The 16,045-nt window shown below is 69.8% G+C and carries 11 protein-coding genes and 1 pseudogene; 6 read left to right on the forward strand and 6 right to left on the reverse strand.

The features are described 5' to 3' along the window. Positions 1–8: 8 nt before the first annotated feature. Together ACGF2Y_RS11455 and rpmF are read right to left on the reverse strand one after the other, a co-directional pair. Complete coding sequence (locus ACGF2Y_RS11455; RefSeq protein ID WP_392945276.1) at positions 9–1,187, reverse strand: GTP-binding protein; 1,179 nt, start codon at positions 1,185–1,187, stop codon at positions 9–11. A 6-nt stretch (positions 1,188–1,193) separates the two neighbouring features. Continuing rightward, positions 1,194–1,364 (reverse strand): 50S ribosomal protein L32, encoded by a 171-nt coding sequence (gene rpmF / locus ACGF2Y_RS11460; RefSeq protein WP_030081698.1) that lies wholly within the window; start codon positions 1,362–1,364, stop codon positions 1,194–1,196. Between the two features lie 422 nt (positions 1,365–1,786). Here rpmF and ACGF2Y_RS11465 point away from each other — a divergent pair, with 422 nt between their 5' ends. The 4 genes from ACGF2Y_RS11465 (at position 1,787) to ACGF2Y_RS11480 (ending at position 7,238) form a co-directional block, all read left to right on the forward strand. Next, positions 1,787–2,779 (forward strand): UDP-glucuronic acid decarboxylase family protein, encoded by a 993-nt coding sequence (locus tag ACGF2Y_RS11465; RefSeq protein ID WP_392945279.1) that lies wholly within the window; start codon positions 1,787–1,789, stop codon positions 2,777–2,779. Positions 2,780–2,902: 123 nt separating this feature from the next. After that, on the forward strand, positions 2,903–4,759 hold the full coding sequence (locus tag ACGF2Y_RS11470; protein ID WP_392945281.1) for a glycosyltransferase: 1,857 nt from the start codon (positions 2,903–2,905) through the stop codon (positions 4,757–4,759). Between the two features lie 44 nt (positions 4,760–4,803). Next, complete coding sequence (gene galE / locus ACGF2Y_RS11475; protein WP_392945284.1) at positions 4,804–5,832, forward strand: UDP-glucose 4-epimerase GalE; 1,029 nt, start codon at positions 4,804–4,806, stop codon at positions 5,830–5,832. 23 nt (positions 5,833–5,855) lie between these two features. Next, positions 5,856–7,238, forward strand: a complete 1,383-nt coding sequence (locus ACGF2Y_RS11480; protein ID WP_392945286.1) for a UDP-glucose dehydrogenase family protein — start codon at positions 5,856–5,858, stop codon at positions 7,236–7,238. On the opposite strand, the gene ACGF2Y_RS11485 is transcribed toward ACGF2Y_RS11480, so the two are convergent. The 4 genes and pseudogenes from ACGF2Y_RS11485 to ACGF2Y_RS11500 all read right to left on the reverse strand — a co-directional run bounded on the left by ACGF2Y_RS11485 (position 7,217) and on the right by ACGF2Y_RS11500 (position 12,087). Next, positions 7,217–8,938, reverse strand: coding sequence for a right-handed parallel beta-helix repeat-containing protein (locus ACGF2Y_RS11485; RefSeq protein WP_392945288.1), 1,722 nt, complete (start codon positions 8,936–8,938; stop codon positions 7,217–7,219). The two genes, ACGF2Y_RS11480 and ACGF2Y_RS11485, sit on opposite strands and share 22 nt — an antisense overlap. Before the next feature lie 204 nt (positions 8,939–9,142). After that, positions 9,143–9,604: pseudogene (locus ACGF2Y_RS11490) on the reverse strand (class II aldolase/adducin family protein); the annotation flags it as partial. Positions 9,605–9,868: 264 nt separating this feature from the next. Next, the gene (locus ACGF2Y_RS11495; RefSeq protein ID WP_392945291.1) at positions 9,869–11,281 is read right to left on the reverse strand and encodes a serine/threonine-protein kinase; all 1,413 of its coding nucleotides are present in this window, start codon (positions 11,279–11,281) and stop codon (positions 9,869–9,871) included. Continuing rightward, complete coding sequence (locus ACGF2Y_RS11500) at positions 11,278–12,087, reverse strand: serine/threonine protein kinase (protein WP_392945293.1); 810 nt, start codon at positions 12,085–12,087, stop codon at positions 11,278–11,280. The genes ACGF2Y_RS11495 and ACGF2Y_RS11500 overlap by 4 nt, the downstream gene beginning before the upstream one ends. A 237-nt stretch (positions 12,088–12,324) precedes the next feature. On the opposite strand from ACGF2Y_RS11500, the gene ACGF2Y_RS11505 reads away from it, so the two are divergent. Together ACGF2Y_RS11505 and ACGF2Y_RS11510 are read left to right on the forward strand one after the other, a co-directional pair. Beyond that, complete coding sequence (locus tag ACGF2Y_RS11505; protein WP_392945295.1) at positions 12,325–14,826, forward strand: penicillin acylase family protein; 2,502 nt, start codon at positions 12,325–12,327, stop codon at positions 14,824–14,826. A 31-nt stretch (positions 14,827–14,857) separates the two neighbouring features. Then, the gene (locus tag ACGF2Y_RS11510; RefSeq protein WP_392945297.1) at positions 14,858–15,961 is read left to right on the forward strand and encodes an alpha/beta hydrolase; all 1,104 of its coding nucleotides are present in this window, start codon (positions 14,858–14,860) and stop codon (positions 15,959–15,961) included. Positions 15,962–16,045 lie beyond the last annotated feature (84 nt).

Genomic DNA, 16,045 nt, shown 5'->3' on the forward strand with positions numbered 1-16,045 from the left:
CCCGGAGATCAGGGGTGTGCTGTCACCGGTTCCCGGTGCTGGACTTCGCACGCGTCATCAATGCCGTAGGTTTCCCACTCCGGGAACGGGTCGGCGGCCACGGGCCACGGCTCTTCGTCCGACAGCAGGCACGCGGCAAGGGCCTCGTGCAGGGGCTCCGCCCGCAGATCCGTGCCGATGAAGACCAGCTCCTGGCCCTGCGCGGTGCCGGCATCGCGTGCGCCGGAAGGTTCGAAGCGGGCAACGGAGCCGGCCTGTGACCACAGTCCGGTCACGCCGGGCCTGCTGGACAGCCAGAAGAAACCCTTGGAGCGCAGGACCTGTCCGTACCGCCCGCTGTCCAGATCCTCGGTGACGAACGCCCACAGACGGTCGGGGTGGAAGGGGCGGTCGGCACGGAAGACCGTGCTGGAGATGCCGTACTCCTCCGTCTCCGGCATGTGGTCACCGTTCAGTTCCCGGACCCAGCCGGGGGCCTGCTGGGCCCGCTCCAGGTCGAAGAGGCCGGTGCCGAGTACGTCGTTCAGCTCCACGCGGCCATGGGCGGCGGGTACGAGGCGCGCCGCGGGGTTGAGACGGTTGAGCGCGGCACCGAGCTGATCGCGCTCTCGCTCGCCCACCAGGTCCAGCTTGTTGAGCACGATGACGTCGGCGAACTCGATCTGGTCCATGAGCAGGTCGCTGACCGTGCGTTCGTCGTCCTCGTACTGGTCGAGTCCGCGCTCGGCGAGCCCGTCGCCTCCTGCCAGTTCGGTGAGGAAGTTGGCCGCGTCGACCACGGTGACCATGGTGTCGAGGCGGGCGAGGTCGCCCAGCGTCGCTCCGTCGTCGCGCGGGAAGGAGAAGGTCGCCGCCACCGGCATCGGTTCGGAGATGCCGCTGGATTCGACCAGCAGGTAGTCGAAGCGTCCCTCGCGGGCGAGCCGGTCCACCTCTTCGAGCAGGTCGTCGCGCAGGGTGCAGCAGATGCATCCGTTGGTCATCTCGACCAGGCGCTCCTCGGTGCGCGAGAGCGCCGCGTCGCCCCCGCGCACCAGAGCCGCGTCGATGTTGATCTCGCTCATGTCGTTGACGATCACCGCGACGCGCATGCCCTCACGGTTGCCGAGGACATGGTTGAGCAGCGTGGTCTTTCCGGCTCCCAGGAAACCGGACAGCACCGTGACGGGCAGGAGGTCCTGCGTCATGAGGGATCAGCCCTCGGGGCGCAGCAGGCCGCGCTCGTAGGCTTTCGCCAGCCGCTGCGGCACCCGGTAGACGGAACCGTCGATCGTGACGGGCACCAGCTGGGGCGTCACGGCCTTCCACTGGGCTCGGCGGTGACGGGTGTTGCTGCGGGACATCTTCCGCTTCGGGACTGCCATGAGGACCACCTCTGTCGTTGGTGCCGAAACGCTACATGAAAACGATAGTCAATACCAAAACGCTGTTGTGCCGGCACCGGTGCTTCGGTGGCGTCACCGGCGCTGCGCTGCCCGCCGCGTCGAGTGGTGGCGTCGGTGACCGGCCCGCGTGGCGGACTGCCCCGTTCTCGCCGACGCGCGCGGCGACCGTTTCACACGCATGAGTGAAGGGCGCGAGCGATGGCGTGGTCCTCACCGGTGGGGCGACCCGTGAGGCAGCGAACCCCACCGTGCAAACCGGTCCCGGAGGGGCTCATTTGTGCTGCGGCCGAACGGCGCATTTCCGGGAGAGAGCCCCCAGCGGTGATCTTTTCTGCCCATATGCTTTTCCTACGGATTCGCAGAAGGCGTTTTCGTCTTCCGCCCCCTCTTGGAGAACAGCCATGCGTATTGCCGTGACCGGCGGCGGGGGTTTTCTGGGCTCGCACCTGTGTGAGGCCCTGCTGCGGCGTGGAGATGACGTCGTCTGCCTCGACAACTTCGCCACGGGGAAACCCGAGAACATCGCGCACCTGCGCGATTTTCGTGCGTTCGAGTTCATTCTCACGGATGTGAGCGAAGCCGTCCACGTACCCGGACCGCTCGACGCGATCGCCCATCTCGCGAGCCCCGCCTCACCACCCGACTACCTGCGCCGGCCCCTGGAGACCCTGGCCGTGGGCAGCCGCGGCACCGAGAACATGCTGCGTCTGGCGGAATGGAACAACGCGCGCTTCCTGCTCGCTTCGACCAGCGAGGTCTACGGTGACCCACTGATCCACCCGCAGGACGAGGACTACTGGGGCAACGTCAATCCTGTAGGACCGCGCAGCGTGTACGACGAGGCCAAGCGATACGCGGAAGCGGTCACCATGGCCTACCGGCGGAGCCGTGGTGTCAATGCGGGGATCGTGCGCATCTTCAACACTTACGGTCCCCGAATGCGCCCGCACGACGGCCGTGTCGTCTCCAGTTTCATCACCCAGGCGCTGAGCGGCGAACCGCTCACGATTTACGGCGACGGAAAGCAGACGCGCAGCTTCTGCTATGTCGACGATCTGGTCCGCGGCCTTGTCGCCATGCTGGACTCGCCCGTCACCGGGCCGGTCAATCTCGGCAATCCGCAGGAGCGGACGGTGCTCGAACTCGCGGAGCTCGTCCTCGAACTCACCGGCTCGACCTCGGACGTTCAGTACCACCCCCTTCCGACGGACGACCCGACCCGCCGACGACCGGTGATCACCCGGGCAAGGGAGCAGCTCGGCTGGGACCCGGAGGTGGACGTCCGGCCAGGGCTGCGCAGGACCGTCGACTGGTTCCGGGGCCGGCCCCGGGACATCGCGGTGGGAGCGGCGGCGATCCGCGGCGGGCAGCAGGACACCGTCCCGGTTCCCTGAGCCGGCCCGCACACCGGCTCCCGCGCAATCCCCGGCCCCGCACGTCGTGTGGATCCCCCGTGGATCGGCACCGCGCCGCACACGGCCGCCACCACCCGGCGACCTTCTTTCTGGAGCACACCCATGACGCAGGCCCCGCCAGGCCCTGCCCCCGGGGCCGGCACGGTCACCGGCACGCCGCCCGACACGCTTCCCGACCGGATCCGCTCCCTCTCCGCGGGAAACGTCGTGGGAATCTCCCCCGACGGGCCGGTGTTCGGAGCCCCTCCCCGCACGGCCACGACACGAGCCGACAGCTTCGTCGCGCAGTTCTCCCGGGCCGACCGGGTCAAGGTCATGTTGCTCAGCACCGGGTGGCTGGCCGGGCTCGGCTGGTTCTGGACCTGGTGGCTCCAGCCCGATCACCGGGTCGGCTGGGTGGGGCTGACGGTCAACAGCGCGCTGCTGATCTACCTCACGGTCCTCCCCTTCCACTTCGTGTTCGTGTGCGCCCGGATGCGCCGCTTCAACCCCGCGGTCGCCGTACCTCGGCTGAGGACGGCCTTCGTGGTGACCCGCGCGCCCTCGGAGCACTGGGACATGGCCCGGACCACCCTGCGCGCGATGCTGGACCAGAAGTTCCCGCACCCCTACGACGTCTGGCTCTGTGACGAGGACCCGACGCAGGAGGTCATCGACTGGTGCCGGGAGAACGGGGCCGGACTCTCCTGCCGACGGGGGGTCGAGGAGTACCACCGCGCCACCTGGCCGCGCCGGACCCGGTGCAAGGAAGGCAACCTGGCGTACTTCTACGACCACTGGGGCTACCAGGACTACGACGTCGTCGCCCAGCTCGACTGCGATCACGTCCCCCACCCGCACTACCTGAGCGAGGTGGTCCAGCCCTTCGCCGACCCGGCGATCGGCTATGTCGCCGCTCCCAGCGTCTGCGACTCCAACGCCGCCGCCTCGTGGTCGGCGCGCGGCCGCCTCTACCGCGAGGCGGTCTTCCACGGCGCCTTCCAACTCGGACACTCCGAGGGGTACGGCCCGCTGTGCATCGGTTCCCACTACGCCGTGCGCACCCGGGCCCTGCGGGACATCGGGGGTCTTGGCCCCGAGCTCGCCGAGGACTTCTCCACCACCTTCCTGCTGAACTCCGCGGGCTGGCACGGCGCGTTCGCCATCGATGCCGAGGCACACGGCGAGGGCCCGATCACCTTCACGGCCATGGCCACCCAGGAGTTCCAGTGGTCGCGCAGTCTCGCCGTCCTCCTCTTCGGCATGCTCCCCAATCATCTGGGCCGGATGAGCCGTCGTCTGCGCCTGCGGTTCGGGCTCATCGCCCTGTACTACCCCCTCCTCGCGACAGCGACCGCCGTGGGCATCGCCCTCCCCCCTGTCGCGGCCGTCACCGGTCTGCCCTGGATCAATGTCAACTACTTCTTCTTCCTGGGCCACTTCTGGGCCATGTCCGGGTGGCTGATCCTCCTCACCCTGATGGTGCGCCGCTGCGGTCTGCTGCGCCCCCGTGACGCTCCGGTGCTCAGCTGGGAGAACTGGCTCTTCGTACTGGCCCGTTGGCCCTTCGTGGTCTGGGGCATCGGGGCGGCCCTGCTTCAGCGATTCCGTCCCCGGCCCGTCGTCTTCAAGGTCACCCCCAAGTCCCGCAACGGGCTCGAACCGCTGCCGCTGCGCATGGTGGCTCCCTACGTGCTCATCAGCTGCGCCCTCTCCTCGGCGGCAGTGGTAGGCGAACTCACCGGCCCAGCGGTGGGCTACGTCTTCCTGTGCATCCTCGGCTCGGTGTCCTACGCGGTGGTGACCTTCGCCGTGTCCGGCCTGCACGTCGTCGAGGCCGCCCGGGGATCCGGTGTCAGCGTCCGGAGGGCCCTCGTCACCGCCTGGCCGCCCCTGCTGGCCGGCGCTCTCGCACTGCTTCCGCTGGCCCTGGCCACGGTCCTGTACCCGGCCTACCTCACCGGTGTCCTGGGCTGGTGACCCGGGGTCGTTCTCCTGCCCGCACGCCAACCGAAAGGTGCCTCATGCCCGGTCCCTCCACGGTCCTCGTGACCGGTGCCGCCGGCTTCATCGGCAGTCATACGTGTGTCGAACTGCTGGAACACGGCCACGAGGTCGTGCTGGTCGACAACTACTCCAACAGCTCGCCCGAGGCCGTCGAGCGCATCGCGAAGGTCGCCGGCCGCCCGCCGGCCGCGGTGTACGAGGCCGACCTGCTCGACCGGAGAGCGCTCGGCGAAGTGTTTGAAGGCCACTCCTTCGACGCGGTCATCCACTTCGCGGCCAAGAAGGCGGTGGGCGAGTCCGTGGCCCTGCCCGTCGAGTACTACGACACCAATGTCGGGGGCACGACCGCACTGCTCCGTGCGATGCGCGACCACGGGGTACACCGTCTGGTCTTCTCCTCCTCGTGTTCGATCTACGGCGATGCGACAAAGGTGCCGCTGACCGAGAGCGACCCGGCCCGCCCCACCAACCCGTACGCCACCACGAAGTGGCTGTGCGAGCAGGTGCTCCATGACGTCTGCCGCCGGCTCCCGGAGTTCTCCGTGCTGGCCCTGCGCTACTTCAACCCGGTCGGCGCACACTCCTCCGGGCTCCTGGGCGAGGTGCCCCGTGGTGTTCCCGACAACGTCCTGCCGTACATCGCGCAGGTCGCCGCCGGGCGGCTGGACCGGCTGAGGATCTTCGGCGACGACTACCCCACGCCGGACGGCACCGGTGTCCGCGACTACATCCACGTCATGGACGTCGCCCAGGGGCACCGCGTCGCGCTGGACCACCTCGACGACGAGCGCGGTATGCGCGTCCTCAACCTCGGCACGGGCCGGGGCACCTCCGTCCGCCAACTGGTGACGGCCTTCTCGGACACCTGCGGAACGCCGATTCCCTTCGAGATCGTCGCCCGTCGCCCCGGGGACGTGGCCGAGCTGGTCGCCGACCCCACCGCCGTGGCGCAGGCATGGGGCTGGACCGCCGAACGGGAACTGACCTCCATGGTCGATGACGCATGGCGCTTCCAGCTGCTGAATCCCTCCGGTTACGCGAACTGACGCACAGACAGGAGCAGAACAAGATGCGGTTGACCGTCATGGGAACGGGTTACCTGGGCGCTGTGCACGCCGCGTGCATGGCGGACATCGGGCACGACGTGCTCGGCGTCGATGTCGACGCCCGTAGGATCGCGCTGCTCGGGGAGGGCAGGACCCCCTTCTTCGAGCCGGGACTGCAGGAGACGCTCGCCGGGGGCGTCAGATCGGGCCGCCTGCGGTTCACCACCTCGGCGCGCGAGGCCGCCGAGTTCGGGGAGGTCCACTTCGTCTGCGTCGGCACGCCGCAGAAGGAGGGCTCCCAGGCCGCCGATCTGCGGTTCGTCGACGCCGTCGTCGAGGGGCTGGTGCCGCACCTCCGGCGGCCCTGTCTGATCGTCGGCAAGTCCACGGTGCCCGCGGGGACGACGGCCCGGCTCGCGATGCGGGTCGACGCGCTCGCCGCGGCGGGCGCGGACGTCGAGGTCGCGTGGAACCCCGAATTCCTCCGGGAGGGCCATGCCGTCGAGGACACCCTGCGTCCCGACCGCATCGTGGCCGGTGTGTCCTCCGCGGGCGCCGACGCCGTCCTGCGGGAGGTGTACGCGCCGATGCTGCGGGCCGGTGTCCCCTACATCAGTACGGACCCGGCGACCGCGGAGCTGGTCAAGGTGGCGGCGAACTCCTTCCTCGCCACCAAGATCTCGTTCATCAACGCGATGGCCGAGGTGTGCGAGGCGGCCGGAGCCGATGTCGCCACCCTGGCCGACGCTCTCGGCCACGACACCCGCATCGGACGCCGTTTTCTCTCCGCGGGCCTCGGTTTCGGCGGCGGCTGTCTGCCCAAGGACATCCGTGCGTTCATGGCCCGTGCCGGGGAGCTCGGCGTGGGCGACTCCGTGGCGTTCCTGCACCAGGTCGACGAGATCAACGGCCGCCAGCGCCGGCGTGCGGCGGACCTGGCCCGGGACATGATCGGCGGGGACTTCGCCGGCCGTCGGGTCGCCGTGCTGGGCGCGACGTTCAAGCCGGACAGTGACGACGTGCGCGACTCACCCGCGCTCGCCGTGGCTGCCGCGGTCCACCGAGAGGGTGCGGCGGTGAGGCTGTACGACCCGCAGGGCATCGAGAACGCCCGGTCCGTACTTCCGCGGATCGAGTACGTCCACGACGTGCCGAAGGCGTGCGAGGACGCCGAGCTGGTCCTGCACCTCACGGAGTGGTCCGAATTCCGCCGGATCGACCCCGCGGCGCTCGCGGCGTCGGTGTCCGTCCCAAGGATCCTCGACGCCCGCAACGCGCTGGATGCCGCGCTCTGGCGCTCCGCGGGCTGGACCGTGCGCGCGCTCGGGAGACCGGCCCCGCCGGCCCTGCCGAACCAGCAGGCGCCGGCCTCCACGGCGGCGGTCTACTCTTCCGATGTGGGCTGAGCGGCTCCGGCGGCGGCTGTCGGGGACAGCGGTTCCCCGAAGTAGTCGACGGGCCCCGGCTCGATGCCGGTCTTCTTGAGGTCCAGCGCCGCCTTCATCAACGCGTCCGAGCAACGCGGCACCATCCTGGTGGCCTCCTTCGCATCGCTGATGGGGTCCGTCGTGCTCTCCAGACACGGATCGGCGTCCGTGCCCGTGGGGCCGGAGCCGTCCCGTTCCTGGCCGCCCGCGGTGCGCCAGGCATCGAGCGTCGGATAGCTTTCGCCGCCCCAGCGCACCTTCCAGCCGCTCGTGCTGAAGTAGTCGTTGCCCTGCAGCACGACGTCGTCCGACGCGAAGGCCTTGGTCGACAGCACGAGCGGCGCGCCGTTGGTGACGAAGATGTTGTTCCGGATGGTGGCACTGGCAAGTCCTCTTTCGAGACGCAGGGCGGGGGCGCTCTCCGGGGCCTTGTCCGACGCCTTCATCACCACCGTGTTGTGGTAGATGTCCAAGTCCCTGACGAGACCGCCGTACGCGACGATGCCGCCGTACTGAGGATGCTTGTGGGAGTCGCCGTAACTGAGGTTGAAGCGCACGATGTTGTCGCGGTGCGCACCGTTGAGGTCACGCGTGTAGAGGAGATAGCCCGGCCCGTCGTTCCCGAAGGCCAGGTTGTACTGGATAACCGACGAGGAGACGTTGTTGTCCAGCCCGAAGCCACCCCCGTCCGCGTGCGAGGCCGACTGGTTGGCGTACGAGACGTTGTGCTCGACGACCACGCGGGTGGAGTCGTAGGCCCAGATCCCCTCGGGCCCTTCCTTGGCCCGGCTCGACGACTTCGCCCCGTTGTGATGGGCCGTCGACCGCCGGACCTCGGCGTCGCGGACGCTGCCCAGCATGATGCCGCTGCCGGTGTTGCGGCCGGACGACTTCGGATCGCCGTCGTTGCGGTACGCCCGCACGCGGGCCAGTGAGACCTTCTCGTGGGCGTAGACCGGGTCCTTCACGTCGAACTCGGGCCCCACGAGGGAGATGCCCGCGTCCTTGTTGTGGTGGACGGCGGTGTCACTGATGCGGACGTCGCGGAACCCGGTGCCCCGGTTGGCCCCGGCCAGCGTGACACCGGAGCGGAAGCCGGAGATGTCGAGCCCGGAGAGAACCACGTGCGACAGTTTCCGGTCGTCCGCGAGCTCGCTGAAGAACCGGACGCCAGGATGCCGGGAGTGCGAGCGGTCGTCGCCGACCAGTTTGATGTTCCGGATCTCGATCCCGGCGGTGTTGTAGACGGAGATCCCCGGCGTTCCGGCTGCCTCGATCGTCGCGTGGCCCTCGCCGTACGACTCGATCACGACGGGCCTTCTCGCGCTGCCGGCCTCCCTCTCGCCGAGCGAGAGGGCACCGGGGTACCGGGCGCCCGCGCGCAGCCGGAGACGGTCACCGGGCCGGTAGGTCACCGCGTCCGCCTTGCGCAGCGTCCGCCACGCCTTCTCGGGGGAGAGCCCGTCGTTGTCGTCATCGCCTTCGGGACTCAGGTAGAAGGTGAATCCCTCGGCGGCGTTCTTGCTGGGCGGGACATAGGTCTCCGGCAGCGAACAACCGGTCGCGGCCAGAAGGGCGACAGCCAGCGCGCACGGCGCGGTCCGTGAGCGATACCGCCCGGGAACGCGGCGGCCAGGCCGTTCCGATGTGGTCCCCGAATTCTCCGTTCGTACCTGCATCGGCGCTCGTACTCCCTGGCTGTCTGGTGCGTCAACGGTGCTCCGGCAGCCTGACAGAGAAGGGGAGCCGGTCCCCGGCAATGACATGACGCACAGGGCTGAAGAATCCTGCCCGGGTGAACGGGGCGCCCGCCGCGCCGTTCACCTCGCCTCCGTCGGATCACGTACGGCCCCCCAGCACGCCGGGGCGGGCGCCCCTTGCCGTCACATGGCTCCAGGGTTGCCGTAATAGGCTCCCGCACCGTGCTTACGGGTGAAGTGGCGGTCCAGCAGGTGCTGAGGCGGCTGCACGGCTCCCAGGGAAAGCGTGTGCAGCGCCATTTCCGCGACGGCCTCGCAGATGACGGTGTGCTCCAGCGAGGCATGGGCGTTCGCACTCCAGGTGAAGGGGCCGTGGTGGGCCACGAGGGCGGCGGGCACGGTCCGGGCGCGCTCGTCGTCGCCTTCGAGCAGCTCCACGATCACCTGCCCGGTGTTGAACTCGTAGTCGGCCGCGCACTGTTCGGGGCTGAGTGGCTCGGTGACGGGCACCGGCCCGTCGAAGGCGTCCGCGTGCGTGGTGCCGAGCACCGGGATCGGGCGGCGGGCCTGGGCGAAGGCCACGGCGTGCGGGGAGTGGGTGTGGGTGATCCCGCCCACCGACGGGAAGGCCCGGCTTCGGTGCAAACAACGGTATGAACCTGGTCGGCATAGGCACCGACCGGAAGCAGGTGATCAAGGGCCTGGCACTCCTCGCCGCGGTCGGCTTCGACGTCTGGAACAAGCGCAGGGCCGGCTCCTGAGACCGCCACCCCGGTGGCCGGCGGCGGGTGCGCGCGGCCTTCCGGCGCCCGGGGGCGTTGCGTCTCAGGCCGCGATGCGCGCGATGCCCGCCGTGCCCCTTGACCGGATCTGCCGCTACTGCTCACGCGTCTGCGAACCGGACAGCTCTCAGGAGCACTCCGGCAGCGCCGGGCGCTCCTTGGCGCGTACGGCGGGGAGCCAGGCCGTAGGGGTCCTGGAGCCGGACGGCAGGCGGACGCGGAACCAGTGGGTGGACCGGCGGTCCTCCTCGTCGATGATGGTCTCCCCGTCGGGCACCAGGCAGTCGGTGATGAGGACGTCCCCGTGCCACACCCTGGTCGGCACGACGTTCTCCGCGGTGTAGGGCCGCGCGGGATCGATCGCCAGACCCAGGCTGCACTGCCGGGCCCGGTCGGACCGTCCCCGGCAGTCCCGCTCCGCGTTGTACACCTCGATCGTGCCGGGTGGCGTGGTGTTCGCGCGGCCCGGCGGCACGGGGGAGGCATCCCGTACCGCGTCCGAGTACAGCGTCGCCCCGGCGATCCCGCACAGGGCGGTGGCCAGGACGGCCGCGCGGGCCCGAGCGCCCCGCCGCCCCGCCCCCGGCGTCCCCCGGTGGGCGGTGATGCGGGTGAGCAGGCTCTGCGCGGTGTGAGGGGCGCGGGCCTCGTGGGTCGGGGCGAGGCAGTCGGCCGCCAGCGCACGCCAGAACGGCGGTACGGCCTGGTCCATGCGCAGCGGCGTACGCCCCTGGCCGTACTCCTGGACCGCGGCGCCACGAGCCATGGGTGTGGCCCCGGGGAACGGCGAGCCGCCGGACGCGAACACCTCGTGGATGACGATGCCCAGCGCCCAGATGTCCGCGGTCGGCCGGACCCGTACGCCGCGTTCGCCCAGCGGCGCCCGCCAGCGCTCGGGCGGAAAGTAGTCCAGAGTGCCCAGGGGAGGCACGTGACCGTGGGTCCCCGTCAGTTCGGTGGCCAGGCCGAAGTCCGAGAGCTTCACGGACCCGTCCCTGCCGAGCAGGACGTTCTCCGGCTTGAGGTCCGCATGGACCCAGCCCGACCGGTGAAGATGGGCGAGCCCCTCGCAGACGCCCGCGATCAGCCGGCCGCGATCGGCCTCGGGCACCCCCGCGTCGACCAGTTCCCGCAGACTGCCGGCGGCCCGCTCCATGACCAGCACGATCGCACCCTCCAGACAGGGGCGCTCGGGTGCGGTGAGAACGAACGAGTCCAGGACGTCGATCAGCCGGGGATGCCCGGCCCGGCGGCCGAGTTCGACCTCGCGGCGGGCGGACTCCACGATCCTGCGTGCCTGGCGCGGCGCGAGACCGGCGGTCGGCATGATCTTGAGAGCGACGTCGGTGTGCCCCCGGGGCACGGCGGTCCCGCCGGTCCGGCCCGGGTGCCCCTCGGCCGGCCGCGCCGCGTACACCGTGGACCAGCCCCCGGAACCGATCGGCCGGGTGACCACCCAGTCCCCGACCCGGTATCCGGGCGGGAGCAGATCCGCCCCGTCGCCGTCCGTGGTGTCCCGCGGGCCGTGCGGCGGCCTCATCGTGCGGCCTGCCGCTCCCGCCCGCCGGCCCCTGCCGGGGGCGGCAGCAGCGCGAGATGCTCCTCCCGTACGAGCCCGAACCGCAGCGCCAGTCCCACGATCTCCTCCCGCTTGCCGTTGCGGCGGTCGCCCTTGCCCGGCTCGGGGGCGTCCGGGCCGCCGATACGCAGCTTCTGCTCGGCGAGGTAGTCGATGTGCGAGCTGACCGCCCGTGCGGTCAGCTCGCCACCGGCGAGGTGTCCACCGAGCCGCTCGACGATCTGGGGCGTGGTGGGGACCGCCACGCGCGACTGGTCGCGCAGCCGCGGTTCGCAGAGCGCGACCAGGACGAGGAAGTACGTGGCCGTCTCGTTCAGGGAGTACGCGGTGACCGTGCTGTTCCCCCAGCGGCCGCCCATCGCGTCCGGGTCCAGATACAGGTGGTCGGGCGCGAACACCTGGAAGGAGACCGAGACGTCACCGCGCGTCGGCAGCACGACGCGTGAGAACTCGAACGGGATGGGCGCCCCCACCCGTCGCGGCGGCACCCGCAGGTATTCCCCCGCACCCTCCGGGTTCTCCACGAGATAGCTGTGGGTGGTGCTGTGGTTCGTCAACTGCCAGTGGTCGTCGGTGACCCGGATCTCCCCGGCGAGCCGGGAGACCGCCGGATCGTCGAGGCGCAGTTCGACGGGAACGGTCGTGGAGCCCCGCCCGAAGCGGGCGGCCTCGCCGGGACCCAGCCGCAACGTCACCGTGTCACCGTACGGTCCGCCGCCGACGGCGCCACCGTTTCCTCGCGGCAGATGGACGACTACGCCGCTCACTGCTCCCCCCGTCCCCTTTGTCATGTGTCGAACGAGCGGAACGATACTCATCTCCCGGGGGAGTTCACCGGTGTACTTCGGCCACTTAGCCGGAACCCGATGCCCGGTGCCATGGATGCCCCGTTCTGGGAGGGGGCAGTGGGGAAGGTCACTGTTCTGATTTCAGCGGGATTTCATCGGTCCTCCTTAGCTTTGCCGGGTTCGGGCGACGGCCCGCACGACAGGGGAGGGACAGCGATGGCACGGAGGAGACACCGGACGAGGCTGCCGGTGACGGTCGTCGCCGCGGTGGCGTTGATGAGCACACTGGCGGCCACCGGGTCGACGGCCACGGGGGCGGCCGCCGCCGGACCGGGGCCGGACAGACCGACGATCCGCTACACCGAGTACGGAATCCCGCACATCATCGCCTCGGACTGGGAGGGACTGGGGACGGGTTACGGCTACGCGGCCGCCAAGGACAACGTCTGCACCCTCGCCGACACCTATCTGATGGTCAACGCCCAGCGCTCCCGCCACCTGGGGCCCGACGGCAGGGCGAGCCCCGGAGAGAAGCAGAACACCACCACCAATCTCAACAGCGACCTGTACTTCCAGCGGATCAAGGACGACCGGGTGGTGGAACGGCTCCTCGACAAGCCCGCCCCCGACGGGCCGGAGCCCGAGGTCCGGGAAGCCATCCGCGGCTATGTCCAGGGATACAACAGATACCTGGCCGAGACCGGCGTGGACGACATCTCCGACCCGGCCTGCCGCGGTGCGGCCTGGGTCCGGCCGATCACGGAGCTGGACGTCTACCGGCACGCGCACGCCGAGATCATCATGGGCAGCGCCGACGCGCTCCTGGACGGCCAGGTGAACGCGGCGCCCCCGGGCTCCCAGCCGCAGGGCGCGGGATCCTCGGCCACCGCGCAGCCGAAGTCCACACCCGCGCCGCGCGTTTCCTCACCCGGCAGGACCGCGGCGAAGATCCGCGACGCGATGGCGGTCAGCCGCGAGCAGGGGATGGGCAGCAACGCCCTGGCGGTCGGCTCGCAGGGCGTGTCCGGTGGTACCGGCATGCTGCTGGCCAACCCGCACTTCCCGTGGCAGGGCAAGAACCGGATGTGGCAGAGCCAGCTGACGATCCCGGGAAAGATCAACGTCTCCGGGGCCAGCCTGCTCGGATTCCCCGCGGTGAACATCGGCTACAACGAGAACGTGGCCTGGAGCCATACCGTCGCCACGGTGGCCCCGTTCGGGCTGTTCGACGTACAGGTCGATCCGTTCAACCCCACCATGTACCTGGTGGACGGCGCCTGGGAGCGGATGACCTCGCAGCGGGTCGAGATCGACGTACGGAAGCCGGACGGCTCCCTCGCCAAGGCCGCCAGGACGCTGTGGTCCACCCGCTACGGCCCCATCACCACCTCGATGCAGGGCGTCCCGCTGCCGTGGGTGGTCAGCGCGCACGCCGTACGCGACGTGAACATGAACAACCTGCGGGCCCTGAACAGCTGGTTCCGCCTCGACCAGGCCAAGGACGTCCATGACGTCGTGAACATCCTGGAGACCACGCAGGGCGTCCCCTTCTTCAACACGGTCGCCTCCGACCGCAAGGGCAACGCGTTGTACGCGGGCATCCAGGCCACCCCGAACATCACCGACGAGCACGCGCGATCGTGCCTCACCCGGACCGGTCAGCTGCTGTTCAACCAGTCGCTGCGGCTGCCGAACGTGCCGCCGATCTCCATCCTCGACGGCAAACGCAGCGCCTGCGACTGGCCCGACGACCCGAACGCGGCCGCGCCGGGACTGCTGGACCCGCATGAGCAACCACGTCTGATCCGGTCCGACTTCGTGGGCAACGCCAACGACAGCCCCTGGCTGTCCAATCCCGAGCAACCGCTGGCCTTCCCCCGGGTGATGGGCGACACCTCGGCGCCCAGGTCGCTGCGCACCCAGGAACTCATCCTGACCGCCCAGAACCGGATCAACGGCACCGACGGCCTCCCGGGCAAGGGCTTCACACCGCAGACCATGGGGCAGTTGCTGTTCGCCGACAACAGCAGGGCGGCCGACCTGGCGCTCGACGCCACGGTGACGATGTGCCGGAACGTCCCCTTCGGTCACATCCTGGTGGACGGCAACCTGGTCGACGTGCGCGAGGCCTGTCCGGTGCTGGCCGCCTGGAAGAGCCACGACTACTCCACGGACAGCCGGGGATCCTGGCTCTTCGCGAACTACTGGTCCTTCCTGAGCAACGGACAGGGAGTGGAGAAGCTGCCCTGGCGGGTCCCCTTCGACCCCAAGGACCCGGTGCACACGCCCAATTCACTGGACTCCGGGAGCTCCGAGGTCCGTGACGCGTTCGGCCGTGCCGTGCTCGCGCTGCGCAGGGCGAACATTCCGCTGAACGCCCCGCTGTCGGACATCCAGAAGGTCACCCGCGGCGATGAGCGGATCCCGATCCACGGCTCGCTCGGCCAACTGGGCGTGCTGAACGTGATCACTCCCGGCCAGGTCGACGGGAAGCTGGACATCGTCTTCGGGTCCAGCTTCATCCAGCAGGTGCGGTTCACCGCCACCGGCCCGCCGCAGGCGCTCTCCGTCATGGCCTACTCCCAGTCGGCCGACCCGAATTCGCCGCACCACGCCGACCAGACCGCATTGTTCTCGGCCGGCGGGTGGGTGACCGAGCGGTTCACGGAGGAACAGATCGCGGCTTCACCGGAACTGCGGATCAAGGTTCTGAACTGAGCATCCCGACAACCTCGCAAGGGGGAACGCAGTGACAAGCACAGTACGAAGGACAGCACATCGGTGGCGGATCGCGGTGGCCTGGACGATCGCGGCGGTGGCCGTGGCCGTGTTCGCGCCGGCGGGTGCCGTACGGGCCGCCGAGACGGCCTCCGCGCCGCCGCCCATCACGTACGGCTTCGGCCTGACCCAGGCCGGCGCGGCGGTCGGGGACGCCACCGACTTCTACCTCACGGTGACCACACCCGAGGTCGCGGGCGAGCAGCACATCAAGATCATTCTTCCGAGCGGCTACTACGACGACCCGGACCGGCGCTACCCGGTGATGTACTTCCTGCACGGTTCGCCCGACGACCCGATCCAGCAGAACTACCCGGCGCTCTCGATGTCGGACGAGATGATCACCGTCATTCCGGACGGCGGCGCCCGGGGCTGGTACGCCAACTGGCTCAACCAGAAGACCGCGGCCGGCGCGCAGAACTGGGAGAACTTCCACCTGGAGCAGGTGCTCCCGTTCATCGACGCGAACCTGCGGACCATCGCCACCAAGAAGGCCCGCGCCATCGCCGGCGTCTCCATGGGGGGCTTCGGCGCCTTCCACTACGCCCAGGTCCGCCCCGACCTGTTCAGCCACACCGCCTCCCTGTCGGGTGACATCGACTTCTCGGTCAAGTCCATGGGCCTGCGGCTGGCCGTCGTCGCCTCCCTCATCGACGGGCAGGGCGTGATCTGCGCCCTGTCGTCCGGGAGTTGCGACCCCGACAACTCCCCGTACAAGCCCGCCGTCGACAGCGATGCCGCCTTCGGCTCGCCCTACCCGGTGTTCAACGCCGACTGGCGGTTCAACGAGGTCGACCCGTCGCAGCACATGTCCGTGCTGGCCGACGCCGGGGTCCGGGTCTCCATCTACACGGGCGACGGGGGAGGTTCGGTCACCGAACCGGAGTTCTGGGTGGCGGGGGCCGCCAAGAACGTCAAGGCCGCCATGGACGACCTGGGCATGTCCTACTACTACGTCAACTACGGCGACGGGGCCGGGTGGGGCAGCCAGTGCAACGGCGGCCACAACGGCGGCTGCTGGGAACAGGACCTCCGGGACCTGATCCCCCGGCTGGAAAGGGAGTTCGCCGCCTGAGCGCCGACGGCCGCCGTCCTCCCGACGCGTTTCATCGTCATGTCATCGGTCACTGCCAGGGTCGTGAGACGTAGGCAGACCACA

Source organism: Streptomyces sp. NPDC048142 (assembly GCF_043202835.1).
Lineage (GTDB): Bacteria > Actinomycetota > Actinomycetes > Streptomycetales > Streptomycetaceae > Streptomyces.